Raw genomic sequence first — 25,261 nt, forward strand, 5'->3', positions numbered from 1 at the left:
CGCCGGAGTGGAGCCTGCGGAACGACGCAGAAGTACCGAACAGCGACCTCGGGAGCAACAGCGAGCTCAGGACACCATGCGCACGGCGTACGGCGTCATACCGCTGTATCTGACGTCGGAGACCTTGACCACCGATCCCGATTGCGGAGCCTCGAGCATCTTCCCGTCGCCGAGGTAGAGCGCGACGTGCTGACTGGCGTTCGGTCCGTAGAAGATCATGTCGCCACGCTTCATCTGCGACGACGGAACCTGCTTGCCTGCCGTGTACTGGTAGCCGGTGTAGTGGGGCAGAGAGATACCCAGACCTGCGAATGCGTAGATCATCAGGCCGGAGCAGTCGAAGCCGACCTTGTTGTAGTCGCCGTAACTGTCTGCAACTCCGCCGTCTCGGATTCCCTTGGTCGGCCCGTTCTCGTCGCCGCCGCCCCAGGAATACGGAACACCGAGCTGGCTCATCCCGCGGTCGATCGCCAATTCCACGGCAGCACTGCCCGTCACCGACGGTGTGGTCGAGGGCTTGGGTTTGCTGGGAGTGGGCTTGCTGGGTGTGGGCTGGGTCGGAGTCGTGGTTCCGCTCGAACTGTCGGAGTCGGTGGACGAACTCGAGTCGTCGTCGACATCGACGTGCGAGCGTTGGCCCTCGGCGATCGCAGCGGCTCGCTGCTGCGCGGCCAGGTTGGCCGACACCCGGGCCGCTGCCTGAACCGCGGCCTCACGAGCGGCAGCTGCGGCTGCTGCTACTGCTGCGTCCTCTGCTGCCTTCTGCGCCTCCCAGTCGCTGTATGCGGCTCGTTGACCCTGGAGGCCGGCCACATTGCTCCGGGCAGCGTCGAGCTCGGTCTGAGCGGCGTCTCGCTGGGACTCGATAGCGGCTTTCTGATCGGCCTCGGCTTGCAACGCTGCCTGCGCTGCAGCGATGGCCTGCTCGGCCTCGGCTTTCTTCGATTCGGCTTCGGACGCTGCCGCGTCCGCCTGCTGCTTGGATTCGCGGGCGGCAGAGTCCCGGTTCGCCTGCTCGGTTCGGGCCCGCTGGAGGCTGTCGAGCACGGCATTCTGGCTGTTGGACAGCACCTTCAGGACCTGGGCGCGGTCGAGAACGTCGTCCGGTCCGCTCGAACCGAGGAACGACGCCATCGAGGCGACGCCCGAGCCCTGGGTGTAGCTCGATTTGGCGAATTCGTCGAACTTGCGCTGGGCTGCCTGAATCTGTGTGCCTGCATCGGCGAGCGCCTGCTGCGCTGCTCCCACGACTGCTGCGGCCACGTCGGCGGCGTCCCGGGCGTTCTGCAGGTCGACCAGGGCTTTGTTGACGCCTTCTCGCTTCACGGCAACCTCGTCGTCGAGCTGTGCGAGTTGCTGGTTGGCGGATGCGATCGCGCCGATCAGCTGTCCGACCTGCCCCAGGCGTGAGTCGACGGCGCTGCCGGCCGCGGCGATGTCGGTATCGGACGGGTTGGGCGGGGGTGGCGGTACCGCGGCGGCGACTCCGGGCATGGTCGCGGTCAGCGCGAGAACCAGACCGGCACCTGCCAGTACGAATCGGGTACGGACGAGCGCTCTGCGGCGCGTGCCGCGAACTGGACGTCGGCTCACAAATGTCTCCCTCGGGTCCGGCATTCACTCGGGTCCCGAGAGGACCGTCGTGCCGTCGAGGCGTTCCCCGTTCCCACCCCGATCGCAGGTGACGGTGAACATGTTCGCCGGGCGGGAAAGTGGCGCGCAGCGACACGACAGGTGCGAACCACGTCAGTCACACCCGAAGCAGTGGCCTCCCGAGTTCCCCACGGACGACACCTGCCTTCTGCGACACTCCTTCCCCAGCAGTGCCAATGGCACCGTACGACACTTCGCACACTAAAGAAACTCCAGTCACAAATGACACATTTGTAATTCCACCAGGCACAATGCCGTGAACTCGGTGTTTGCCCGAAACAATTTTTCGGACTTTTTCCGGACCGACGTCCGGTGGCGTAATCGCGCGTCGGTGTCGGTCGGTCGAATGACGAATGTGCGCGCTACGTCAGCGCTCGACGGGCTGCGCTTCGTGCGGGTCGGCAGTGGCCGACCGCGCGCGGTATCGCCGGACCTTCACAGCTGCTGTCAACGCGGCCACCGCGGCGACGATCACCACCAACCCACCCGTCAGCAAGCCCCACGGAGTCTGGTCCTCGACGAGGGTGTCGACGAAGTTGTCGGCGGCGACGACGTGATTTCCGGTGTAGGTGCGATCCTGCCCGGCTTCGAGTGTCACTCGGCTGATCGAGTCGCTGAACGTTCCGACCTGCCCCGGGCTCAGCACCAACACCGTTCCGCCCTCGCGGGCACCGACCGCAGTGGCGAGGTCGCGTAGCTGCGAATCGTGGCGCGGTTCGTCGGGGACGATCACGATGCTCAGATCGATTCCGTGGTCCTCGGCTCGGTTCACGGCGGCAGTCAGTCCGTCCTGCTCTGCCGCAGGAGCACTGACTCCTGACTCGCGGACCGTGGCGACGATGCTGTCGACGTCCAGACCTGCCGGGATATCGGTGGCAAGTGGGGAAACAGCGTGGATCGGCTCAGTCATCTCTCGCGTCCAGTCGGTAGGAACCAGTCGCGTGGAACCCTACGTCACGGTGCCGTCGATTCTCGGGAGGCAGGTATGCCCGACGCGGCAACTGAGGCCGCCCTTCATTGCGTCGCACGAAGCACTACGTGAGGATTGTGACGTGGGTCGTTCTCTCGGTGTCCACCGCGAAACGGACCCGCACGTTTTCACAGGACAAGCGTACTGTTAGACTTCCATCGAGACACTGCCCGAGGGTCCGCAAGCAATCCGCACGCCGGATGCCATGCCGAGACACACGGTCAGCGCCTCGCTTCAACCGTCGACACAGCCCCGTCGGCGGTGTGCCTCATAGACGAGTGGAGCTGAAGTGACCGCAAGTAACAATTCATTCGGTGCAAAGGGCACCCTCGAAGTCGGAGAGAACTCGTACGAGATCTTTCGGCTGTCGGCCTTGCCCGGTGCCGAGAAACTGCCCTATGCACTGAAGGTCCTCGCGGAGAACCTCCTTCGCACCGAGGACGGTGCCAACATCACCGCCGACCATATTCGCTCGATCGCGTCGTGGGATCCCTCGGCCGACCCGAGTATCGAAATCCAGTTCACCCCTGCGCGAGTCATCATGCAGGACTTCACCGGCGTTCCGTGTGTCGTGGACCTCGCCACCATGCGTGAGGCCGTGACCACCCTCGGCGGCGACCCCAACAAGGTCAACCCCCTTTCCCCCGCCGACATGGTCATCGACCACTCGGTCATCCTCGACGTGTTCGGCCGCGCCGATGCACTCGAGCGCAACGTCGACCTCGAGTACGAGCGCAACGGCGAGCGTTACCAGTTCCTGCGTTGGGGCCAGGGTGCCTTCGACGACTTCAAGGTCGTCCCGCCCGGCATGGGCATCGTGCACCAGGTCAACATCGAGTACCTCGCACCGACCGTCATGACCCGCAAGGGCCAGGCGTACCCCGACACCTGCGTCGGAACCGACTCGCACACGACGATGGTCAACGGCCTCGGCGTGCTCGGCTGGGGCGTCGGCGGAATCGAAGCCGAAGCTGCCATGCTCGGCCAGCCCGTGTCGATGCTGATCCCCCGTGTCGTCGGCTTCAAGCTCTCGGGCGAGATTCAGCCGGGCGTCACGGCCACCGACGTCGTTCTGACCGCCACCGAGATGCTGCGCAAGCACGGCGTCGTCGGAAAGTTCGTCGAGTTCTACGGCGAAGGTGTGGCCGAGGTTCCCCTCGCCAACCGCGCCACCCTCGGCAACATGAGCCCCGAATTCGGCTCCACCGCAGCCATTTTCCCGATCGACGAAGAGACGATCAACTACCTGCGCCTCACCGGCCGCAGCGACGAGCAGCTCGCTCTCGTCGAGGCGTACGCCAAGGAACAGGGCATGTGGCACGACCCGAAGAACGAAGCCGTGTACTCCGAGTACATCGAGCTCGACCTCAACACGGTTGTCCCGTCCATCGCAGGCCCGAAGCGCCCGCAGGACCGAATCCTGTTGTCCGAGTCCAAGGTTGCGTTCCGCAAGGACATCCACAACTACGTCGAGGAGAACCACCCGGCGCACGAGGGTGACAGCAAGCTGGACGAGGCCCTCAACGAGTCGTTCCCGGCCAGCGATCCCGCGTCGCTGAGCTTCGCAGAAGACGATGCAGTCGACGTGCGGTCCGCCGCATACGGCTCCGAAGGTCGCCCGAGCAAGCCGGTTCGTGTCATCACCGACGAAGCAGGCGAGTTCGTTCTCGACCATGGCGCCGTCGTGGTGGCAGGTATCACCTCCTGCACCAACACCTCCAACCCGTCGGTCATGCTCGGCGCAGCACTGCTCGCTCGCAACGCCGTCGAAAAGGGCCTGTCCACCAAGCCGTGGGTCAAGACCAACATGGCACCCGGTTCGCAGGTCGTGACCGACTACTACGAGAAGGCCGGCCTGTGGCCGTACCTCGAGAAGCTCGGCTACTTCCTGGGCGGCTACGGCTGCACCACGTGCATCGGTAACACCGGCCCGTTGCTCGAGCCGATCTCGAAGGCGATCAACGACAACGATCTTTCGGTGACCGCCGTGTTGTCGGGCAACCGCAACTTCGAGGGTCGCATCTCCCCCGACGTCAAGATGAACTACCTGGCCTCTCCTCCGCTGGTCATCGCTTACGGCCTCGCGGGCACGATGGACTTCGACTTCGAGACCGACGCGCTCGGTAACGACCACGAGGGCAACCCGGTGTACCTCAAGGACATCTGGCCGTCGTCGCAGGAGATCGAGGACACGATCAAGTCCTCGATCAGCCGGGACATGTTCAGCAAGTCCTACGAGACGATCTTCGCCGGTGACAGCCGCTGGCAGAACCTGTCGACCCCCGAGGGCGACACGTTCGAGTGGGATCCCAACTCGACGTACGTGCGGAAGCCTCCGTACTTCGACGGCATGACGATGGACCCGGCTCCGGTCGAGGACATCAAGGGTGCCCGCGTGCTGGCCCTGCTCGGCGATTCGGTCACCACCGACCACATCAGCCCGGCAGGACCCATCAAGGCCGGTACGCCTGCCGCTCAGTACCTCGATTCGCACGGCGTGGAGCGCAAGGATTACAACTCGCTCGGATCGCGTCGTGGCAACCACGAGGTCATGATTCGCGGAACGTTCGCGAACATCCGTCTGAAGAACCAGCTGCTCGACGACGTCTCGGGTGGCTACACCCGCGACTTCACCCAGGACGGTGGCCCGCAGTCGTTCATCTACGATGCGTCGCAGAACTACCAGAAGGCCGGCATCCCGCTGGTCGTGCTGGGCGGCAAGGAGTACGGCTCCGGAAGCTCCCGTGACTGGGCGGCCAAGGGCACCTCGCTCCTGGGCGTCAAGGCGGTCATCACCGAGTCGTTCGAGCGCATCCACCGCTCCAACCTCATCGGCATGGGCGTCGTTCCGCTGCAGTTCCCGGCAGGCGAGAGCGCCGCGTCGCTCAAGCTCGACGGCACCGAGACGTTCGACATCATCGGCGTCGAGAAGCTGAACGAGGGCACCACCCCGAAGACGATGGCGGTGACCGCGACCAAGGAAGACGGAACCAAGGTCGAGTTCGACGCCGTGGTCCGTATCGATACCCCCGGTGAAGCGGACTACTACCGCAACGGCGGAATCCTGCAGTACGTCCTGCGCAACATGATCAGAGGCTAGTCACACGGCACTGTTGATAAACGCCACGCACAGCGATGGGCCCGGAACTCGATACGTGTTTCGGGCCCATCGCCGTATCGGTACGGGCCCCTTCATCGGAAAGTAGGAGTTTCACACGTGCCCAAGGTCAGTGAAGACCACCTGGCGGCCCGCCGCAGCGAAATTCTCGACGGTGCGCGTAAATGCTTCGGAGAGTTCGGCTACGAGGGTGCCACCGTGCGACGCCTCGAGGAGGCGACAGGCCTCTCCCGCGGAGCCATCTTTCACCACTTCAAGGACAAGGACGGTCTCTTCCTCGCGTTGGCGCAGGAGGACGCCCGGCGTATGGCCGAAGTCGCGGCGACGCAGGGTCTGGTTCAGGTGATGCGAGACATGCTGGCCCAGCCCGAGCAGTTCGAGTGGCTCGGAACGCGGCTCGAGATCACCCGACGACTACGAACCGACGCCGACTTCCGAACCAGCTGGGCCGAGCGGTCGGCCGAGCTGACCGACGCGACACTCGGCCGACTCGAACGCCAGAAAACGGCAGGAAAACTGCGGGACGACGTTCCCAACGACGTTCTGGCCGACTATCTGGACCTCGTTCTCGACGGTCTGGTCGCCAGAATCGCGTCGGGCAACGGCGGGTCGAACCTGTCGGCCATTCTGGATCTGGTCGAAGAATCGGTACGCAGGCGCGACCCGGGTCAGGCCAGCTGAATCAGTTCCAGGTAGTCCTGCGACCAGTGGTCCTCGGTGCCGTCGGGAAGGAGGATGACACGTTCCGGTGAGAGCGCCTCGGCGGCACCCGGATCGTGAGTCACCAGAACGACAGCACCCTTGTAACTGCGCAGTGCGTCGAGAACCTGCTCGCGTGAGATCGGATCGAGGTTGTTGGTCGGTTCGTCGAGTAGCAGAACGTTCGCAGCCGAAGACACCAGCCCGGCCAGCGCCAGACGCGTCTTCTCGCCGCCGGACAGCGTTCCTGCGGGCTGTTCGAGCTGGGGTCCGGTGAACATGAAGGCGCCGAGTAGCGATCTGAGCTCCTGCTCGCCGGTGTCGGGTGCCGCATGCCGGATGTTCTCCCACACCGACGCCATGTCGTCGAGGGTGTCGTGCTCCTGGGCGAAGTAACCTACGCGCATGCCGTGGCCGGGTTCGATCTCGCCGGTGTCGGCCTTCTCGGTTCCGGCCAGGATCCGGAGCAGCGTCGTCTTGCCCGCACCGTTGAGCCCGAGCACCACCACTCGACTTCCGCGGTCGATCGCCAGATCGACGCCGGCGAAGATCTCGAGCGACCCGTACATCTTGGTCAGGTTCTTGGCCATCAACGGTGTCTTGCCGCAAGGGGCAGGCTCAGGGAAGCGAATGTGCGCAACCTTGTCCGATACGCGCTCCGCATCGAGGTTGGCCATCAGCTTGTCTGCTCGTTTGGCCATGTTCTGTGCCGCAACGGCTTTGGTTGCCTTGGCACCCATCTTGGCAGCCTGGACGCGCAGCGCACCCGCCTTCTTCTCCGCGTTCGCGCGTTCGCGACGGCGCCGTTGCTCGTCTGTGGCGCGTGCGTCGAGGTACTTCTTCCAGTTCATGTTGTAGATGTCGGCCTCACCGCGCACGGCATCGAGGAACCACACCCTGTTCACGACATCACCGAGCAGTTCGACATCGTGACTGATCACGATGAGTCCGCCCTCGTGGTTCTGCAGGAAACTGCGCAACCAGGTGATGGAATCGGCGTCGAGGTGGTTGGTGGGCTCGTCGAGCAGCAATGTGGTGTTCGAGCGTCCGCCACTGCCGTCGGATGCGGCGAACAGAATGCGAGCGAGTTCGACGCGTCGGCGCTGACCACCGGACAGGGTTCGCAGCGGTTGACCGAGAATGCGGTCGGCCAAGCCGAGGCTGTTGCAGATGCGAGCCGCTTCGCTCTCGGCTTCGTAGCCGCCGAGGGACGCGAACCGCTCTTCCAGCTCGCCGTACTTACGGACGGCTTTGTCGAGCAATGTCTCGTCGGCAACCTCGGCCATCAGAGCCTGCTGCTTCTCCATACTGTGCAGGAGGGTGTCCAGCCCGCGGGCCGACAGCACCCGGTCCTTGGCCAGCACGTCCAGATCGCCCTCTTTGGGATCCTGCGGGAGGTAGCCGAGGTCTCCGGTGCGTACGACCTCACCGGCATACGGTTCGCCCTCGCCCGCCAGGATGCGCAGCGTGGTGGTTTTTCCGGCACCGTTGCGGCCGACCAGCCCGATGCGGTCACCTGCCTGCACGCGGAGCGCGGGCCCCTCGGTGGACAGAAGGGTCCGCACACCGGCACGAACTTCGAGGTCGGTGGCGGTGATCACGCGTGAGCTCCTAGCGATTGCCGAACAAGATGAGTGCTCGTCGACCGACGAGCGAGCAATGAAAGCGCCGTAGGTCGGCACAGCAAACCCCCATTTTAGCTCAGCATTCACGTGCCTCCACCCAGGAACGCAGGTGACCCCGGTAACGTCTGAGCGATGACCGACGTCACCGAAACGGCCACTGCCCGCCCAGCCCTGCCCCTCGACCTCACCGGACGGACCGCACTGGTCACCGGGGGTAGTCGAGGCATCGGCCGCGCGATCGCCGCAGAACTGCTCGCGCGCGGTGCCAACGTGGCCATCACTGCGCGTAAGCGGGAACCGTTGCTGGCCGTCGCGGCGGAACTCGGCGACTCCGTACTCGCGCTGGACGGTAACGCGGGCGACCCGGAACACCGGCGCACCGCAGTGGACCGCACCGTCGAGACCTTCGGTTCGCTGGACATCCTGGTCAACAACACCGGTATCAACCCCGTCTACGGCTCGCTGATGGATGCCGACCTCGTCGGTGTCAGCAAGATCTTCGACACCAACGTCGTCGGCACGCTCGGCTTCGTGCAGAACGCGTTCCATGCGTGGATGGGCGAACACGGCGGTGCGGTCGTCAACATCGCCAGCGTCGCAGGCATCCGCTCCACCGGAGTCATTGCCGCGTACGGCGCATCCAAAGCTGCGTTGATTCGGCTCACCGAGGAGCTGGCATGGCAGCTCGGTCCGAAGATCCGCGTCAACGCGGTGGCGCCGGGCGTGGTGAAGACCAAGTTCGCCGAGGCGTTGTTCGCCGGCGGTGAAGAAGCAGCAGCGGCCGGCTACCCGATGAAGCGGCTCGGTACCCCCGAGGACGTGGCATCGCTCGTCGCGTTCCTGGTCTCGGACGCGTCCTCGTGGATCACCGGCGAGACGGTGCGCGTCGACGGTGGCCTGCTCGCCACCGGCGGAATGTGAGCGACCTGTCGGCCGACGTCGCCGTGATCGGGCTGGGACCGGCGGGTCGCGCGATCGCCCACCGCTGCGCGGCCGCGGGTATGGACGTTCTCGCACTCGATCCGCACCCGTCCAGAACCTGGACGCCGACCTACTCGGCATGGGCGGACGAATTGCCGTCATGGCTCTCGGAGTCCGCAATCGCCTCGACTGCACGCAGGCCCGCAGTGTGGACCGATCGACATCGCGTCATCGACCGGACGTACTGCGTGCTCGACACGCATGCCCTGCAAGCCTCGCTGTCTCTCGAACTCGTACGAGTGCACGCGGGCACCGCAGTCGACGTCACCGGCACCCGCGTCACCACCGTCGACGGGACGGTCGTCACGGCTCGCCACGTCGTCGATGCGCGAGGAACGCTCGACTCGCGTGATCTGGCGCAACAGACCGCATACGGAATCGTCGTCGAGCGGGAACGCGCCGAGCCCGTTCTGGAAGGCTCCGACGCCTGGTTCATGGATTGGCGTACCGACAACGGCGTACGACCCGGTGAAGTTCCGAGTTTTCTCTATGCCGTCGCACTCGACGACCACCGCGTTCTGCTCGAAGAAACGTGCCTGGTCGGCAGGCCTGCCCTCCACCTCGATGTACTCCGGACTCGTCTGCATCATCGTCTCGCCCGACGCGATCTCGTGCCGACCGGGACCGAGGACGTCGAGCGGGTGCGCTTTTCGGTCGAACCTCCGCCGCGCTCGCGGCTGCACACCCCACGAAGCGGTCCCGTCTTGTTCGGGTCGCGGTCGAATCTGATGCATCCGGCGACGGGATACAGCGTCGCCGCGTCGTTGGCGTCTGCCGATCACCTGGTCGACGGACTTCGCACCGGCAAGCCGGGGAGCCGACGTGCACTCCACACCTGGACGGTGCAGAAGCTACGCAATCTAGGTCTGCGCACTGCGTTGAGCCTCGAGCCGGAGATGGTTCCGCAGTTCTTCGCCAGCTTCTTCTCGCTGCCGGTCGAACTGCAACGCTCCTACCTGTCCGGCCACGACGACGCCATGGGGACCATGACCGCAATGCTGAGAATGTTCCCTACGCTTCCGGTCTCGGCCAGGCTCGCCATCGCGCGCACCGTCGTCCACGCTCCGAGACGCGGCTGAGTTTCTCGGCAACGGTCGACACACAGGCGCCCGGTCGGCGATCATGAACACATGCGCAGCATTTGGAAAGGCTCGATCGCCTTCGGACTCGTCAACGTTCCGGTGAAGGTCTACTCGGCCACCGAGCAACACGACATCCGGTTTCATCAAGTGCACGCAAAGGACGGCGGACGAATCAAGTACGACCGCATCTGCCAGGAATGCGGAAAATCGGTCCAGTTCGCCGATATCGACAAGGCGTACGACTCGCCCGACGGCGAGCGCGTGATCCTCACCGACGACGACTTCGACAAACTCCCCGCTGCCGAGAAGCACGAGATCCCCGTTCTCGAATTCGTTCCGACCGAGCAGATCGATCCGATCCTCTACGACAAGAGTTACTTCCTGGAGCCCGACTCGTCGTCGCCCAAGGCGTACGTACTGCTGCGAGAGACGCTGGAAGAAACCGAACGCACCGCGCTGGTCCATTTCACGCTGCGACAGAAGACGCGGCTGGCCGCTTTGAGGGTCCGTGACAACGTGCTGGTCATCCAGACTCTGCTGTGGCCGGACGAGGTACGAGCCGCAGAATTCCCGTCGCTCGACGACGCACCGTCGGCGCGCCCGCAAGAAGTGAAGATGGCGACGTCGCTCGTCGAGAGCATGTCCTCGGAATTCGATCCGACGGAGTACACCGACGATTACCAGATCGAACTGCGCAAACTGATCGACGAGACACTGGCGAACGGTGGCGAGAAGGTCATCCACACCGAGGCCGAGTCACAGGACGACGGCGAGGACGCGGAGGTCGTGGATCTGGTCGCCGCGCTCCAGCGCAGCGTCGAGGCCGCGGGAAAGAACGCGAAGTCGGGGTCCGATTCGTCGACATCATCATCTTCGAAATCTTCGTCGTCGAAGACACCGGCCAAGAAGACCGCTGCCAAGAAGACCACCGCGCGGAAGACCCCGGCAAAGAAGGCTCCGGCCAAGAAGGCCGCAGCAAAGAAGGCTGCCCCGTCGACCGACGAAGCGAAGGGTGCGTGACGGGGCAGCCGGACCAGACCGTCAGACGGTGAAGCCGAGGGCCCGAAGCTGCTCGCGTCCGTCGTCGGTGATCTTGTCCGGTCCCCACGGCGGCATCCAGACCCAGTTGATCTTGAGGTCGGCGGCGAGCCCACTGCGCACGAGCGCACCACGGGCCTGATCCTCGATGACGTCCGTCAACGGGCAGGCCGCCGATGTCAGTGTCATGTCGACGGTGACGATGTCCTCGGCGTCGATCTTGATGTCGTAGACCAAACCGAGATCGACGACGTTGATTCCCAGCTCGGGGTCGACGACGTCGCGCATCGCTTCTTCGAGGTCCTCGAGCACCTTGATCTCGTCGGCGGTGAGTTTCACCGGCGTCGTCGTCACAGCCGGTGTGGTCTCTGTTGCGTCGGTCATGATTGCTGTCCTCCGGAAAGTGCCGACTGGGCGGTCTCGCCCGTCGTAGCTGTCGTTTCTGCGTCCACTACTTGAACAACCGCATCCTTGAAAGCCATCCAACCCAGCAAGGCGCATTTCACGCGAGCCGGGTACTTGGCCACACCGGCGAACGCAATGCCGTCGCCGATGACGTCTTCGTCTCCCTCGACGGTACCTCTGCTGCCGACCATCTCGCTGAACGAATCCACGGTCTTCAAGGCGTCCTCGACTGACAATCCGACCACCTGATCGGTCAGCACCGACGTGGCGGCTTGGCTGATCGAGCAACCCTGGCCGTCGTACGAGACGTCCGCAACGGTGCCGTTGTCGACGTGAACCCGCAGAGTCACCTCGTCGCCGCAGGTGGGATTGACGTGGTGCACCTCCGCACCGAACGGCTCGCGCAGTCCACGACCGTGCGGATGCTTGTAGTGATCGAGGATCACTTCCTGGTACATCTGTTCCATTCGCATCAGGCGTGTCCCTCCTCACCATTGCGGTCGGTGCCGAAGAACGATTGCGCGCGACGAATCGCGTTCGCGAGCACCTGCACTTCCTCGACCGTGTTGTACAACGCGAAAGACGCCCGCGCGGTCGCTGCCACTCCGAAGCGCCGATGCAGTGGCCACGCGCAATGATGACCGACGCGAATGGCGACGCCTTCGTCGTCGAGAATCTGCCCAAGGTCGTGTGCGTGGATACCGTCGACGACGAACGACACTGCCGAACCTCGATCGACGTTCTCCGTCGGGCCGATGACTCGAACGCCGTCGATCTTTGCGAACTCGGCGAGAGTCGCTGCGACCAAGGTCTTTTCGTGAGCTGCCACGGCGTCGATACCGATGTTGTCGAGGTACCTAACGGCGGCACCGAGCCCGATGACCTGCGACGTCATGGGCACACCGGCCTCGAAGCGTTGCGGCGGAGGCGCGAACGTCGTCTTCTCCATCGTGACCGTCTCGATCATCGATCCGCCGGTGATGAACGGCGGCATCGCATCGAGCAGCGCGGCCTTTCCGTACAACACTCCGACACCTGAGGGTCCCAGCATCTTGTGGCCGGAGAACGCTGCGTAGTCGACATCGAGGTCGTGGAAATCGACCTTCATATGGGGCACGGATTGGCACGCGTCGAGAACGACGAGCGCGCCGACAGCTCGGGCGCGACGCACCAACTCCTCGACGGGAGCGACGGCACCGGTCACGTTCGACTGGTGGGTGAACGCGACGACCTTCACCGCGGACGACAATTCCAGCGAGTCGAGGTCGATTCGACCGTCGTCGGTCACCCCGTACCACCGCAGAGTTGCGCCGGTACGGGCCGCAAGCTCTTGCCACGGAACGAGATTGGCGTGGTGTTCGAGTTCGGTGACGACGATCTCGTCACCGGGTCCGAGATGACGATCGAAGCGCTGATCGGCCAACACGTACGTCACGAGGTTGAGCGACTCGGTTGCGTTCTTGGTGAAGACGATCTCGTCGACGTCTGCACCGACGAACGCGGCGATATCCGCCCTGGCTCCCTCGTACGCGTCGGTGGCCTCCTCGGCCAGCTGATGCGCCCCGCGGTGCACCGCCGCGTTACAGGTGGTGAGGAACTCGCGTTCGGCGTCGAGTACCTGCACCGGCCGCTGCGAGGTTGCGCCGGAATCCAGATACACCAACGGCTTTCCGTCGCGGACGGTGCGCGAGAGGATAGGAAAATCGCGGCGAACGGTAGCGACATCGAACGATGTCGCTACCGTCACAGCTGCCGGTGCAGCCATACTCATGCTCCGGTGGTCGCGGCCTGCGTGTAGCCGGCGTAGCCGTTGGCCTCGAGCTCGTCGGCCAGCTCGGCGCCGCCGGACTTGACGATCTCACCGTTGACGAAGACGTGCACGAAGTCGGGCTTGATGTAGCGAAGAATGCGGGTGTAGTGCGTGATCAGCAGCACTCCCCCGTCTTCACGCTCCTTGTACTTGTTCACGCCCTCGGACACCACGCGCAAAGCGTCGACGTCGAGGCCGGAATCGGTCTCGTCGAGAATGGCGATCTTCGGCTTGAGCAGTCCCAGCTGCAGGATCTCGTGACGCTTCTTCTCGCCGCCGGAGAAACCCTCGTTGACGTTGCGCTCGAGGAAGTTCGCCTCGATTTCGAGCTCGCTCATGGCGGTCTTGGCTTCCTTGACCCAGTGCCGCAGCTTGGGGGCTTCGCCGCGCACGGCGGTGGCGGCGGTGCGCAGGAAGTTCGACATCGACACTCCGGGCACCTCCACCGGGTACTGCATCGCCAGGAACAGACCTGCGCGGGCGCGCTCGTCGACGCTCATCTCGAGAACGTCTTCACCGTCGAGGGTGATGGTGCCGGAGGTGACGGTGTACTTCGGGTGGCCGGCAATGGCGTACGACAAGGTGGACTTGCCGGAGCCGTTGGGTCCCATGATCGCGTGCGTCTCGCCGGACTTCACGGTCAGATCGACACCTTTGAGGATGTCGATCGGCTCGGCGGACGAGTCGGTGTTGGCGACGCTGACGTGCAGATCGCGGATTTCGAGTGTGGACATCAAAGTTCCTTTGTGCAGTCGAGAAAGGTTCGGTTGGGCCTACGCGCCGACGACGGCGAGCTCGGTCTCGATGGCAGCATCGAGACGCTCGCGTACGGCGGGGACCGGAATCTTGTCGATGATTTCGTGGAAGAAGCCGCGGACGACCAGTCGGCGGGCCACCTCCTCCGAGATGCCGCGAGCACGTAGGTAGAACAGCTGCTCGTCGTCGAATCGGCCGGTAGCACTGGCGTGCCCTGCTCCGACGATCTCGCCGGTTTCGATTTCCAGGTTCGGTACCGAATCGGCGCGAGCGCCGTCGGTGAGCACGAGATTTCGGTTCAGTTCGTACGTCTCGGTGCCCTCGGCCTCGGCGCGAATGAGAACGTCGCCGATCCATACGGTGTGTGCGTCGACGGTGCCGGGTCCGGTTTCGCCCTGGAGCGCGCCCTTGTACATCACGTTCGACTTGCAATGCGGAGCCGAATGGTCGACGAGCAGTCGCTGCTCGAGGTGTTGACCGGCGTCGGCGAAGTACACACCGAGCATGTTCGCGTCACCGCCGGGCGCGCTGTAGCGCACGGTCGGGCTGATGCGCACCAAGTCGCCGCCGAGGCTGACGTTGTAGTGGCGCAACACCGAGTCACGTCCGAGCAGGGCGTGGTGGGCGGCCACGTGCACCGCGTCCGACTGCCAGTCCTGGATCAGCACGACGTGCAACTGCGAGCTGTCACCCAGCACGAACTCGACGTTCTCGGCGTACGTGCCGCTGCCGCGCTGATCGATCACCACGGTGGCGCGAGCGAACGTGCCGAGGCGAATCTGCACGTGTCCGTAGGCGACGTGGTCGACGCCCGGTCCGTCGATCGTGATCTCGATCGGCTCCGCTACCTCGACCTCGTTGGGAACACTGACGATCGTGGCCTCGGTGAAGGCCGAATATGCCTGTGCGGCAATCCGATCGGCAGGCACGCCGGCCTTCCCGAGTCGATCGTCGTCACGTCCCACGGTCTCCACGACCACCTGGTCCGCAGCCCCGACGGTGACCTGAGCGGTCCCGTCGGCGACTGCCGAACCGTCGTGCAGGCCGCGAAGACGACGCAGCGGCGTGAAGCGCCACAGTTCGTCGCGGCCCGACGGCACCTCGAACGCGTTCACGTCGTACGACGTGAACTGAGCGCCCTTGTTGGCGACGAGCTTCGACTTGTCTTCCTTGGCGGAATCGGGGTTCTCGGATGCCACGGCACCCATGACTCCGGTGAGGGGGTTGTTCACTTATCCGACCGACCCTTCCATCTGCAACTCGATGAGCCGGTTGAGCTCGAGCGCGTACTCCATCGGCAGTTCGCGAGCAATGGGCTCGACGAATCCGCGGACGACCATGGCCATCGCTTCGTCCTCGGTCATGCCACGGCTCATCAGGTAGAACAACTGATCGTCGCTGACCTTCGAGACAGTGGCCTCGTGACCCATCGACACGTCGTCCTCACGGATGTCGACGTACGGGTAGGTGTCGGACCGACTGATCGTGTCGACCAGTAGGGCGTCGCACTTGACCGTCGAACGCGAGCCGTGCGCGCCCTTGTTGATCTGGATCAGACCGCGGTAGGACGTCCGTCCACCGCCACGGGCGACGGACTTGCTGACGATGTTCGACGACGTGTGCGGTGCCAGGTGCAGCATCTTGGAACCGGTGTCCTGGTGCTGATCGGGCCCTGCGAACGCGACCGAGAGAACCTCGCCCTTGGCGTATTCGCCGGTCATCCACACAGCCGGGTACTTCATGGTGACCTTGGAGCCGATGTTGCCGTCGACCCACTCCATCGTTGCGCCTGCTTCTGCCTTGGCGCGCTTGGTGACCAGGTTGTAGACGTTGTTCGACCAGTTCTGAATGGTCGTGTACCGGCAACGACCACCCTTCTTGACGATGATCTCGACCACGGCGGAGTGCAGCGAATCGGACTTGTAGATCGGCGCGGTGCAGCCCTCGACGTAGTGCACGTAGGCACCCTCGTCGACGATGATCAGCGTGCGCTCGAACTGGCCCATGTTCTCGGTGTTGATCCGGAAGTAGGCCTGCAGCGGGATGTCGACGTGCACGCCCGGCGGGATGTAGATGAACGATCCACCGGACCACACTGCGGTGTTCAACGCAGAGAACTTGTTATCGCCTGCCGGAATGACGGTGCCGAAGTACTCGCGGAACAGCTCCGGCTGCTCCTTGAGTGCGGTGTCGGTGTCGAGGAACAACACACCCTGCGCCTCGAGGTCCTCACGGATCGAGTGGTAGACGACCTCGGACTCGTACTGAGCGGCGACACCGGACACGAGGCGCTGCTTCTCGGCCTCGGGGATGCCGAGCTTGTCGTACGTGTTCTTGATGTCCTCGGGCAGGTCGTCCCACGTAGCGGCCTGCTTCTCGCTGGACCGCACGAAGTACTTGATGTTGTCGAAGTCGATGCCGTCCAGGTCGGAACCCCAGTTGGGCATGGGCTTGCGGTCGAAGGTCTTGAGAGCCTTCAGACGGGCTTCGAGCATCCACTCGGGCTCGCTCTTCTTGGCCGAGATGTCACGGACGACAGCCTCGGACAAGCCGCGCTTGGCGCTCGCGCCGGCCACGTCGGAATCGGCCCAGCCGTATCCGTAGGTGCCGAGCGATGCGATGGTCTCGTCCTGAGTCAGCGGCGCGGCGGGTGTCACCTGGTCTGGTGTGACGGTCATGCGGGCTCCTTCCGGAGGCGTGTGCGTTCTCCGACACGGGGCTGCGTGTCGGACGTCATCTTGTGTGAACTATCTGTCGATACGTCGGTATCGGATCGACCGCTCCTCGATCGCGTCGAGGTGAGCGGTACGTGTGTGGTGCAAGCGCAGTTGCCGTTCGCAATGGTGGCAAGACGCTGCACATGCGTGCCGAGGATCTCGGCGAACGCTGCTTGTTCGGCCTCGCACAGTTCGGGAAACTCTGCTGCGACGTGCGACACCGGGCAATGGTGTTGGCAGATCTGCACTCCGTTGCCGACTTGCCGCGTGGTGGCCGAGAATCCCGCCGCACTGAACGCGTCGGCAATTCTTCCCGCCGCCGTTTCCACGGCATGTGTGTCGGAACCGGTCGCGGGTTCGACGTCGGCAACGATGGTGTTGACGCGTTGCCGCGCGAACGTCTCGATGGCGTCGTTGCCACCGATCTTGCGCAGCTGCCGCATGGCGGCTCCGGCCAGATCGTCGTAGGTGTGGCCCAGCCGATTGCGGCCGGCTGCCGTGAGCTGAAAATGCTTGGCCGGTCGCCCGCGTCCACGCTGACGTGCTCCCGCCGGGGTGGTGATCCTGGCCTCGCCTGCATCGATGAGCGCATCGAGGTGGCGCCGGACACCGGCCGCGCTCAATCCCAGGCGAGTGCCGATATCGGACGCGGTGATGGGGCCTTCTTCGAGCAGTAGGGTGACCACTGCGCCCCGCGTCTGCCCCTCGGGGGCCGATGCCGGTCGCACCGACGACGCGCCTGCTCCGGCGGTCGATGGATCGACGCTTTCCGGACGCACGAGCGAGCTCTCGGTTGTTTTCACAACACCAGTGTGACGGAATTGTTTCACCTGGTCCAGCAAGGGTGCCCTATCCCTCAGGTGAATCCGAGCCGGGCGACGCAGGCCGCGGAGTCCGGAGGACCGGGTGAATCGCGCCATGGCACACAGCTACGCTCCCACTGTGCCATCGACCGAGAGTGAGCAGAGTTCCGAGAACTCGCCTTCCGCGACCGGTGCCAGCTCGTCCCCCGATCCCGAGAACCCCGAATCCACGCGCGGCACGCTGCTGCACAGGATGATTCTCACCCCTGCTCGGCGCGTGTTCGGCCTGGAACCGACCCCACCGGGTGCCGGTGTCGCCACGTTGCACGGCGACGAGCCGGAGGCGCCCGGTCTCGATCCCGCCGAGACCGTTCAGCTACGCAACATTCGCCGTTTCGGAGCCGCGGGCGCGCTGCTGATGGCGATCGGCGCGCTCGGCGCGGGTGCGCAGCCGGTACTGCAGAACCCGATCGCGGGCGTCCGGTTACTGAGCCTGCCGTCGCGCATGGCCACGTCGGCTCTGACGGTGACCATGACGGGAACCGTCGTCGTGGTCCTCGCGTGGCTACTGCTCGGCAGGTTCGCGTTGGGGCGGACGCGATCGGGCGCGACTCCTCGCCGCCTGTCCCGATCGCAGATGGACCGAACTCTGCTGCTGTGGATCCTGCCGCTGAGCGTCGCACCGCCGATGTTCTCGCGCGACGTCTACTCCTACCTGGCCCAGAGCGAGATCACGGCCCGCGGTCTCGACCCCTACGAGATCGGCCCCGTGGATGCACTGGGGGCCGACAACGTCCTGACCCGGACGGTGCCCAACATCTGGCGAGAGACTCCGGCACCCTACGGTCCGCTGTTCCTGTGGATGGGGCGCGGGATCACGTACTTGACCGGCGAGAACATCGTCGCCGGCATCTTCCTGCACCGACTGCTCGCCTTGGCGGGAGTCGCGCTGATCGTTTGGGCGCTGCCGCGTCTCGCACGCCGCTGCGGGGTCGCGTCGGTCACGGCACTGTGGCTCGGTGCAGCGAACCCGCTGTTGCTGTTCCACCTGGTCGCCGGAATTCACAACGAGGCCCTGATGATCGGGCTCATGCTCGCGGGTACCGAACTGGCGCTGCGTGCGATCGAGCGCCCGGGTGCGTTGCGCAGCACCGATATCGCGTTCCTCATCGGCGGAGCGGGTGTGATCGCACTCTCGTCGACGATCAAGATCCCGTCGCTGATAGCGCTGGGGTTCGTCGGCATGGCGCTGTCGAGACGGTGGGGCGGCACTCTGAGATCGGTCGTCTACGCTGCGCTGCTGCTCGGCACGATCGCCGTTGCCGTCCAAGTCGCCGTGAGCCTGGGTAGCGGACTCGGATTCGGTTGGATCCACACTCTGGGTACCGCGGGGGTGGTGCGCAGCTGGATGTCGATTCCCACGATTCTCGGCCTGGCTACCGGATTCGTCGGCGTGCTGCTCGGCCTCGGCGATCACACCACCGCTGTGTTGAGTCTCACTCGGCCGATCGCAGCCGTCGTCGCCGGCGTCATCGTGATCCGCATGCTGGTCGCTGTCCTGAGGGGCCGACTGCACTCGGTGGGAGCGCTGGGGGTGGCGCTGGGAGCAGTGGTTCTGCTGTTCCCGGTAGTCCAGCCCTGGTACCTGCTGTGGGCGGTGATTCCGCTGGCCGCATGGGCCACCACTCCGTCCTTCCGGCGTCCCGCCATTGCCTTCTCGTCTCTGGTCAGCGTGATCCTCATGCCGAACGGCAGCGAATACCAGCCGTTCCAGATCGTGCAGGCCGCAGTGATAACCATCCTGACCATCGTCGTGTTGTATCTGCTGACACGGAACCGGCTGCCATGGCCCACGCGCATCGGACCACCGGCACCCGAGCGGCACACCGACGAATACGCTGAGTCCTCGTGATCTCCGGGACGTCGAATGCGGCGCAACCTGTCGTGCAGTTGACCGACGTGCGCAAGTCCTACGACGGCACCACCGCCGTCGACGGACTGAGCCTGAGCATCGGTGCGGGTGAAGTTCTCGCGCTGCTCGGCCCGAACGGTGCCGGAAAGACCACCACCGTCGAGATGTGCGAAGGCTTCGTCGTACCCGACAGCGGCACGGTCAGAATCCTCGGCCTCGACCCCATCGCCGAGTCCGCCCAGCTCCGACCCCGCATCGGCGTCATGCTGCAGGGAGGCGGTGCCTACCCGGGGTCCAAGGCAGGCGAAATGCTCGAGCTCGTCGCCTCGTACTCGGCCGACCCTCTCGACACGACGTGGCTGCTCGACTGTCTGGGCCTGACCTCGGCGGTCCGCACACCCTATCGGCGGTTGTCCGGTGGCCAGCAGCAGCGACTGGCGTTGGCCTGTGCCATCGTCGGCCGCCCCGAGTTGGTGTTTCTCGACGAACCGACAGCGGGACTAGACGCCCAGGCCCGACTGCTGGTGTGGGAATTGATCGACGCACTTCGACGCGACGGCGTCGGCGTTCTGCTGACCACACATCTCATGGACGAGGCCGAGCAGCTGGCGGATCGGTTGACGATCATCGACAACGGTCGCGTCGTCGCCTCCGGATCCCCGTCCGAGCTCACCAAGCAGGGAGCCGAGGGACAGTTGCGCTTCTCCGCTCCCCCCGGTCTCGATCTGTCCCTGCTCGACGCGGCCCTGCCCTCCGGTTACGTACCGTCGGAGACGTCACCGGGGTCGTACGTGGTCACCGGAGTGATCGAACCGCAGATCCTGGTGGTCGTCACCTCCTGGTGCGCACAACAGAACGTGCTGGCGACGGAGTTGCAGGTCGATCAGCGGCGGCTCGAGGACGTCTTCCTCGAACTGACCGGCAGAGAATTGAGGATGTGACGGTGCGCAGAGAAGCCCGGCTCGCCGACAACCGTTTCGAGACAGGACTGTTCGCGCCGCGCCCACAGCCGGCGTCGGCCGCCCGGATGCTGTTCGCACAGTCGCGTCTCGAGCTGAAGTTGTTGCTGCGCAACGGTGAGCAGCTGCTGTTGACGATGTTCATTCCGATCACGCTGTTGATCGGACTCACCCTGCTGCCGTTCGGCGAGCTCGGCGACGACCGCGTCGCGCGGGTCGTGCCGGCGGTGATGATGGTGGCCATCATGTCGACGGCATTCACCGGACAGGCGATTGCCGTCGGGTTCGATCGTCGCTACGGCGCCCTCAAGAGACTCGGTGCCACGCCACTCCCACGGTGGGGAATCATCGGCGGCAAGTCGGTAGCCGTCGTGATCGTGGTGATCATGCAGTCGGTTCTGCTGGGCTCGATCGGCGTCGCCCTCGGCTGGCGACCGAGTGCGGCAGGCCTGGTGCTCGGGGCGGTCGTCATCGCTTTGGGAACGGTGACGTTCGCCTCGATGGGGTTGCTGCTCGGCGGCACCCTGCGGGCGGAGATCGTGTTGGCATTGGCCAACGTCGCCTGGTTCGTGATGCTCGGGATCGGCAGCGCGGTGTTCGTCGACGACCAGATTCCGCAGGGCCTGCAGAACGTCGCACGGATAGTCCCGTCCGGCGCACTCGGCGAGGCGCTCAACCGCGGTGTGGCCTCGTCGTTCGACCTCTTCGGGATCGCCGTGCTGCTCGTCTGGGCTGCGGTCTGCGGCACTCTCGCGGTCCGAACCTTCAAATTCACCTGAGCGAGGCTTTCCACCGGTCGCTCTACCCAACGACGCTGTGTAGTTGATCGGCGTTTACCATCGTGGAGTGCCCTACCTCCTACGGAAGCTCTACGGCGTGTTCCTGCGCCTCGTGGCCTATCTGCCCCTGCCCTCGCTGCGGGTACAGCGGGTGCTGGCATTCATCGCCATCCTCACCCAGGGCGGCATAGCCGTCACCGGTGCGGTGGTTCGAGTGACCGGCTCCGGGCTCGGGTGCCCCACCTGGCCACAGTGCTTCCCCGGAAGCTTCACGCCGGTCGGAGTATCCGAGGTTCCGGTGCTGCATCAGGCAGTCGAGTTCGGTAATCGACTGCTCACCTTCGTGGTGGTCATCGCCGCTGCGGCCGTCGTTCTCGCTGTCACTCGCGCGGCCCGGCGGCGCGAGGTGTTGCTCTTCGCGTGGTTCATGCCGCTGGGAACCGTCGTGCAGGCCGTCATCGGTGGCTTCACCGTGCTGACCGGCCTGCTGTGGTGGACAGTGGCCATTCACCTCGTGGTGTCGATGGCAATGGTCTGGCTGGCTACCCTGCTGTTCGTCAAGGTGGGTGAAACCGACTCCGCGCCGAAGTCACTGCCCACCGTCCCCGCCGCGCTACGCGGGCTCACTGCCCTGTCCGGCGTCGCGCTGACCGGCGTACTGATCGCCGGGACGATGGTGACCGGTGCCGGCCCGCACGCCGGCGACAAGAGCATCGACGAGCCGGTACCGCGCCTGGGCATCGAAATCGTCACGCTGGTGCACGCCCACTCGCAATTCCTGGTCGGGTATCTCGCGCTGCTCGTCGGGCTCGGTTTCGCCCTGTACGCGGTCGGGGCGCCGACTGCCGTCAAGCAGCGGCTGCACGTTCTGGTGGCGATCGTGCTGGCCCAGTCCCTGATCGGCCTGGTGCAGTACTTCACGGGCGTTCCCGCAGTACTCGTCGCGTTCCACGTTGCCGGTGCCGGAGCCTGCACGGCTGCCACGGCTGCGCTGTGGGCATCGTGCAGAACACGCGGTCCTGCGGTTGCCGATCGGGAAGACGAAGTGGACAGGGTCGCCGCAGCGTCCTGAGGCCCGGCAGTCTTCGGGTGCCGGGCCTCAGCAGGCTCGACACGCGGGTGTCCGAGCACAGCAGTTTCGAATCACAGCGGAGGGGCAGCCGACCTCCCCCTCAGATGGCCGACTGCCCCTCCACTGACTTCGACGCATCGGACTGCGAGACGGTTCCCGTCGAGTCGAAAAAACTTTGCGGCTCTCGTCCTACCCGACGATGGCCTGGTTGCGGGCCTTGGGGAACTTCTTCTGCCGAGCGACCCAGCCGGCCATCTTCTCGTAATGGCCCGGTGCCGGATTGACCGAACTGACCAGCTCGCGGTCCCACTCCGCCTCGGTCAGTTCGTCGAACCTGGCGACGATCGCGTGTGCGACCGCAGTGGACGGAACCACCTGATCTCCGAGCACTCCGTCTGCGCCGACCAGCGTGAGCCGGGTTCCGGCCCGACCGATGGGTTGGATCACCACACTTGCCGAGTTGCCGTGATCGGCGAGAAACGCCTTCACAGCCGCGAGAGTTCCCTTCGGAACCTCGTTGGACGTGTCCTTCTCGTTGCCCGCACTGTCGATTTCGGTAGCCATGCCGACACGATACCGAGGTCGTCCACCGTGGCGGCATCGGCCCGCCGAATCGCTACTGATCGGTAACTTGTCGCACCCGTCGTGGAAGCGTGCGTCCGCTCTCGAACTCACATCGCTCCCGTGTAGAACAGGGATATGCGTGCCATTCGAGTAGACAACACCGGCGGACCCGAGGTCATGGTCGTCGTGGACGTGCCCATTCCCGAGCCCGGACCGGGGCAGGTTCTCGTGCGCGTCGACGCCATCGGGATCAACTACATCGACACCTACTTCCGCCTCGGCCTTTATCCACGGTCCCTGCCCTACATCCCCGGCGACGAGGGTTCCGGAGTTGTCCACGAGGCCGGTCCTGACGTCACCGCGTTCGCTTCTGGGGACCGTATCGCCTGGGCGGCCGCGCCGGGTAGCTATGCCGAGTTCGTCGTCGTGGACGCCTCGTCCGCCATATCCGTTCCCGACGGCGTTCCGGCCGATCAGGCGGCGTCGGCGCTGCTCCAGGGCATGACTGCGCACTACCTGATCGAGTCCACCTACCCGGCGCGCAGCGGCGACACGGTCCTCGTGCACGCGGGCGCGGGAGGCGTCGGACTACTGCTGACCCAGATGGCGGTCGGAAAGGGCGTACGGGTCATCACGACGGTGTCCACCGATGCCAAAGCAGAGCGGTCGGTCCAGGCCGGTGCCGCCCACGTACTGCGGTACGACGACGACATTGCGGCCCAGGTTCGCGAACTCACCGGCGGCGAGGGCGTCCATGCCGTCTACGACGGTGTCGGAGCCGACACGTTCGAGGCCAGTCTGGCGTCGCTGCGCATCAGAGGCACGCTGGCCCTGTTCGGTGCTGCGAGCGGACCGGTACCGCCGTTCGACCCACAACGGCTCAACGGGGCCGGATCGGTGTTTCTGACCAGACCCACGCTGGCGCATCACATACGGGACCGAGCCGAGCTCGAATGGCGCGCGGGCGATGTGTTCGACGCGTTGTCGAGCGGCGCTCTGACGGTCGAGGTCGGCGCTCGCTACGCGCTAGAAGATGTCGCGCAGGCACACATGGACCTGGAAGGACGTAAGACGACCGGTTCGATCGTTCTCGTCCCCTGATCGGGTGCAGATGTGAGGAGGCGCTCGCTCAGGAGACCAGCTGGGCGAGCGTCTGCCAGCCGAGGACAGAGTCGACGGCGAGGCCGCAGAACACCAGCGCCAGGTATTCGTTGGACAGGATGAACAGCTTGAGAGGCTTGACCGGTGTTCCAGCCCGCACGCCTGCGTACAGGCGATGCGCCACGACGAGGAACCAAATTCCCGATGCCACCGCGATCACCGCGTAGACGACGCCGGAGCCCGGGGCCAGTGCCAACGTCGCAGCAACCGTGGCCCACGCGTAGAGCACGATGTGCTTGGTCACCTTGGTCTCCGACGCGACGGCAGGAAGCATCGGGACGTTGGCCGCCTGGTAGTCCTCCTTGTAGCGAAGCATCAAGGCCCAGGTGTGCGGCGGTGTCCACAGGAAGATGACGAGGAACATCACCAGCGCCTGCCAGCCGATCGTGCCGGTGACGGCGGACCAGCCGATCATGACCGGCATGCAGCCGGCGGCACCGCCCCACACCACGTTCTGCGAAGTTCGGCGCTTGAGCACCAGGGTGTAGACGAAGATGTAGAAGCAGATCGTGACGACGGCCAGCACGCCGCTGAGGAGGTTGGTCGTCGCCCAGAGCCAGAAGAACGAGAACACCCCGAGGACGAGACCGAACACCAGTGCGTGCGACACAGGCATCGCGCCGCGGGCCAACGGCCGCTTCTCGGTGCGCTTCATCACCTTGTCGATGTCTGCGTCGACCACCATGTTCAAGGTGTTCGCGCTCGCCGCGGCCAGCATTCCACCGAACAGTGTGGTGAGAATCAGCCACGGGTCCACGTGACCGCGATCTGCCAGCAGCATCGCGGGAATGGTCGTGACGAGAAGTAGTTCGATGACCCGAGGCTTCGTCAGCGCGACATAGGCCAGGAAGAGAGCCCACGCTCTGCGCGGCGCCGACGCCGGCGCGGCGTGTTCGGTGTCGCCCTGGTCGTCTGCTCCGAATCCGGGGCCGCCGGCGAAACCGTGTCCGCCCGGCTGCTGCCCAATTCGCACTGCGTCTCCTCGCACGACTGTCGTTCTCTGGCGCTCGGCCACTTGCCACGCGCCGTCGGGCACGCGGGTTCGTTCCTGGCGACCGACCGATCCTGGGAGAACCGCCTCACGAGGACCTCGGCCACCGACGCGCACGCGGATGGTCCCGGTTCGGAAATTGCCCCCGGGAGCCGTCGAGCATGCG

The 25,261-nt window shown here is 65.0% G+C and carries 22 protein-coding genes; 10 read left to right on the forward strand and 12 right to left on the reverse strand.

What is annotated here, in order from left to right; all coding sequences use genetic code 11:
• Positions 1-66 precede the first annotated feature (66 nt).
• On the reverse strand, positions 67-1,617 hold the full coding sequence (locus JLZ96_RS01080; protein WP_374758018.1) for an NlpC/P60 family protein: 1,551 nt from the start codon (positions 1,615-1,617) through the stop codon (positions 67-69).
• Between the two features lie 403 nt (positions 1,618-2,020).
• Positions 2,021-2,563 (reverse strand): DUF6676 family protein, encoded by a 543-nt coding sequence (locus JLZ96_RS01085; RefSeq protein ID WP_032372454.1) that lies wholly within the window; start codon positions 2,561-2,563, stop codon positions 2,021-2,023.
• Between the two features lie 349 nt (positions 2,564-2,912).
• Here JLZ96_RS01085 and JLZ96_RS01090 point away from each other — a divergent pair, with 349 nt between their 5' ends.
• Both JLZ96_RS01090 and JLZ96_RS01095 read left to right on the forward strand, forming a co-directional pair.
• Entirely contained in the window at positions 2,913-5,723 is a 2,811-nt protein-coding gene (locus JLZ96_RS01090; RefSeq protein WP_027497032.1) for an aconitate hydratase, read from the forward strand.
• Positions 5,724-5,840: 117 nt separating this feature from the next.
• Complete coding sequence (locus JLZ96_RS01095; protein ID WP_027497031.1) at positions 5,841-6,422, forward strand: TetR/AcrR family transcriptional regulator; 582 nt, start codon at positions 5,841-5,843, stop codon at positions 6,420-6,422.
• On the opposite strand, the gene JLZ96_RS01100 is transcribed toward JLZ96_RS01095, so the two are convergent.
• Positions 6,410-8,041 (reverse strand): ABC-F family ATP-binding cassette domain-containing protein, encoded by a 1,632-nt coding sequence (locus tag JLZ96_RS01100; protein WP_027497030.1) that lies wholly within the window; start codon positions 8,039-8,041, stop codon positions 6,410-6,412. The genes JLZ96_RS01095 and JLZ96_RS01100 overlap by 13 nt on opposite strands.
• A 156-nt stretch (positions 8,042-8,197) precedes the next feature.
• On the opposite strand from JLZ96_RS01100, the gene JLZ96_RS01105 reads away from it, so the two are divergent.
• Genes JLZ96_RS01105 through JLZ96_RS01115 form a run of 3 tightly spaced genes read left to right on the forward strand, consistent with a single transcriptional unit; the run spans position 8,198 to position 11,148 of the window.
• Positions 8,198-8,986: an SDR family oxidoreductase gene (locus JLZ96_RS01105; RefSeq protein WP_045841762.1), complete on the forward strand. Its 789-nt coding sequence runs from the start codon at positions 8,198-8,200 to the stop codon at positions 8,984-8,986.
• Positions 8,983-10,125, forward strand: coding sequence for a lycopene cyclase family protein (locus tag JLZ96_RS01110; RefSeq protein ID WP_236253801.1), 1,143 nt, complete (start codon positions 8,983-8,985; stop codon positions 10,123-10,125). Before JLZ96_RS01105 ends, JLZ96_RS01110 begins: the two co-directional genes overlap by 4 nt.
• Before the next feature lie 51 nt (positions 10,126-10,176).
• Positions 10,177-11,148, forward strand: a complete 972-nt coding sequence (locus JLZ96_RS01115; RefSeq protein WP_032365768.1) for a Ku protein — start codon at positions 10,177-10,179, stop codon at positions 11,146-11,148.
• Positions 11,149-11,169: 21 nt separating this feature from the next.
• Here JLZ96_RS01115 and JLZ96_RS01120 read toward each other — a convergent pair whose 3' ends face one another.
• The 7 genes from JLZ96_RS01120 to JLZ96_RS01150 are packed head-to-tail and all read right to left on the reverse strand — an operon-like array spanning position 11,170 to position 17,693.
• Positions 11,170-11,550, reverse strand: a complete 381-nt coding sequence (locus JLZ96_RS01120) for a metal-sulfur cluster assembly factor (RefSeq protein WP_201009372.1) — start codon at positions 11,548-11,550, stop codon at positions 11,170-11,172.
• Entirely contained in the window at positions 11,547-12,044 is a 498-nt protein-coding gene (gene sufU, locus JLZ96_RS01125) for a Fe-S cluster assembly sulfur transfer protein SufU (RefSeq protein ID WP_032365767.1), read from the reverse strand. The genes JLZ96_RS01120 and sufU overlap by 4 nt, the downstream gene beginning before the upstream one ends.
• Positions 12,044-13,336 carry a cysteine desulfurase gene (locus JLZ96_RS01130; RefSeq protein ID WP_032388406.1) on the reverse strand — a complete coding sequence of 431 codons (1,293 nt, stop codon included), beginning with the start codon at positions 13,334-13,336 and terminating at the stop codon, positions 12,044-12,046. The genes sufU and JLZ96_RS01130 overlap by 1 nt, the downstream gene beginning before the upstream one ends.
• A 2-nt stretch (positions 13,337-13,338) precedes the next feature.
• Positions 13,339-14,115: a Fe-S cluster assembly ATPase SufC gene (sufC, locus tag JLZ96_RS01135; protein ID WP_027497023.1), complete on the reverse strand. Its 777-nt coding sequence runs from the start codon at positions 14,113-14,115 to the stop codon at positions 13,339-13,341.
• A 39-nt stretch (positions 14,116-14,154) separates the two neighbouring features.
• On the reverse strand, positions 14,155-15,345 hold the full coding sequence (gene sufD, locus JLZ96_RS01140; RefSeq protein ID WP_094694594.1) for a Fe-S cluster assembly protein SufD: 1,191 nt from the start codon (positions 15,343-15,345) through the stop codon (positions 14,155-14,157).
• Positions 15,346-15,369: 24 nt separating this feature from the next.
• On the reverse strand, positions 15,370-16,815 hold the full coding sequence (gene sufB / locus JLZ96_RS01145) for a Fe-S cluster assembly protein SufB (protein ID WP_027497021.1): 1,446 nt from the start codon (positions 16,813-16,815) through the stop codon (positions 15,370-15,372).
• Positions 16,812-17,693, reverse strand: coding sequence for a transcriptional regulator (locus JLZ96_RS01150; protein WP_308436827.1), 882 nt, complete (start codon positions 17,691-17,693; stop codon positions 16,812-16,814). Before JLZ96_RS01150 ends, sufB begins: the two co-directional genes overlap by 4 nt.
• A 217-nt stretch (positions 17,694-17,910) precedes the next feature.
• Here JLZ96_RS01150 and mptB point away from each other — a divergent pair, with 217 nt between their 5' ends.
• From mptB to JLZ96_RS01170, 4 genes are all read left to right on the forward strand, one after another.
• Entirely contained in the window at positions 17,911-19,569 is a 1,659-nt protein-coding gene (gene mptB / locus JLZ96_RS01155; protein WP_236254043.1) for a polyprenol phosphomannose-dependent alpha 1,6 mannosyltransferase MptB, read from the forward strand.
• Positions 19,566-20,510 carry an ABC transporter ATP-binding protein gene (locus JLZ96_RS01160; RefSeq protein WP_032365765.1) on the forward strand — a complete coding sequence of 315 codons (945 nt, stop codon included), beginning with the start codon at positions 19,566-19,568 and terminating at the stop codon, positions 20,508-20,510. Before mptB ends, JLZ96_RS01160 begins: the two co-directional genes overlap by 4 nt.
• Entirely contained in the window at positions 20,507-21,307 is an 801-nt protein-coding gene (locus tag JLZ96_RS01165) for an ABC transporter permease (protein WP_032365764.1), read from the forward strand. The genes JLZ96_RS01160 and JLZ96_RS01165 overlap by 4 nt, the downstream gene beginning before the upstream one ends.
• A gap of 67 nt (positions 21,308-21,374) precedes the next feature.
• A complete protein-coding gene (locus JLZ96_RS01170) occupies positions 21,375-22,379 on the forward strand; it encodes a heme A synthase (RefSeq protein WP_032365763.1) in 1,005 nt (334 codons plus the stop codon).
• Between the two features lie 189 nt (positions 22,380-22,568).
• Here JLZ96_RS01170 and JLZ96_RS01175 read toward each other — a convergent pair whose 3' ends face one another.
• The gene (locus tag JLZ96_RS01175) at positions 22,569-22,943 is read right to left on the reverse strand and encodes a hypothetical protein (protein WP_027497017.1); all 375 of its coding nucleotides are present in this window, start codon (positions 22,941-22,943) and stop codon (positions 22,569-22,571) included.
• A 135-nt stretch (positions 22,944-23,078) separates the two neighbouring features.
• Between JLZ96_RS01175 and JLZ96_RS01180 the strand changes: the two genes are divergently transcribed.
• Complete coding sequence (locus JLZ96_RS01180) at positions 23,079-24,044, forward strand: quinone oxidoreductase (RefSeq protein ID WP_201009374.1); 966 nt, start codon at positions 23,079-23,081, stop codon at positions 24,042-24,044.
• A gap of 28 nt (positions 24,045-24,072) precedes the next feature.
• Here JLZ96_RS01180 and JLZ96_RS01185 read toward each other — a convergent pair whose 3' ends face one another.
• Complete coding sequence (locus JLZ96_RS01185) at positions 24,073-25,077, reverse strand: heme o synthase (protein ID WP_027497015.1); 1,005 nt, start codon at positions 25,075-25,077, stop codon at positions 24,073-24,075.
• Positions 25,078-25,261 lie beyond the last annotated feature (184 nt).

Origin of the sequence: Rhodococcus sp. NKCM2511 (assembly GCF_014905595.1) — a bacterium.
Classification (GTDB): domain Bacteria; phylum Actinomycetota; class Actinomycetes; order Mycobacteriales; family Mycobacteriaceae; genus Rhodococcoides; species Rhodococcoides fascians.

Excerpts from the sequence above, each read along its gene's own strand:
- sufU (WP_032365767.1), bottom strand. The coding sequence starts at position 12,044 with ATGCGAATGGAACAGATGTACCAGGAAGTGATCCTCGATCACTACAAG.
- JLZ96_RS01130 (WP_032388406.1), bottom strand. The coding sequence starts at position 13,336 with ATGGCTGCACCGGCAGCTGTGACGGTAGCGACATCGTTCGATGTCGCT.
- mptB (WP_236254043.1), top strand. The coding sequence starts at position 17,911 with ATGATTCTCACCCCTGCTCGGCGCGTGTTCGGCCTGGAACCGACCCCA.
- sufD (WP_094694594.1), bottom strand. The coding sequence starts at position 15,345 with ATGGGTGCCGTGGCATCCGAGAACCCCGATTCCGCCAAGGAAGACAAG.
- sufC (WP_027497023.1), bottom strand. The coding sequence starts at position 14,115 with ATGTCCACACTCGAAATCCGCGATCTGCACGTCAGCGTCGCCAACACC.
- JLZ96_RS01105 (WP_045841762.1), top strand. The coding sequence starts at position 8,198 with ATGACCGACGTCACCGAAACGGCCACTGCCCGCCCAGCCCTGCCCCTC.
- JLZ96_RS01080 (WP_374758018.1), bottom strand. The coding sequence starts at position 1,617 with ATGCCGGACCCGAGGGAGACATTTGTGAGCCGACGTCCAGTTCGCGGC.
- JLZ96_RS01180 (WP_201009374.1), top strand. The coding sequence starts at position 23,079 with ATGCGTGCCATTCGAGTAGACAACACCGGCGGACCCGAGGTCATGGTC.
- JLZ96_RS01115 (WP_032365768.1), top strand. The coding sequence starts at position 10,177 with ATGCGCAGCATTTGGAAAGGCTCGATCGCCTTCGGACTCGTCAACGTT.
- JLZ96_RS01175 (WP_027497017.1), bottom strand. The coding sequence starts at position 22,943 with ATGGCTACCGAAATCGACAGTGCGGGCAACGAGAAGGACACGTCCAAC.
- JLZ96_RS01085 (WP_032372454.1), bottom strand. The coding sequence starts at position 2,563 with ATGACTGAGCCGATCCACGCTGTTTCCCCACTTGCCACCGATATCCCG.
- JLZ96_RS01120 (WP_201009372.1), bottom strand. The coding sequence starts at position 11,550 with ATGACCGACGCAACAGAGACCACACCGGCTGTGACGACGACGCCGGTG.
- sufB (WP_027497021.1), bottom strand. The coding sequence starts at position 16,815 with ATGACCGTCACACCAGACCAGGTGACACCCGCCGCGCCGCTGACTCAG.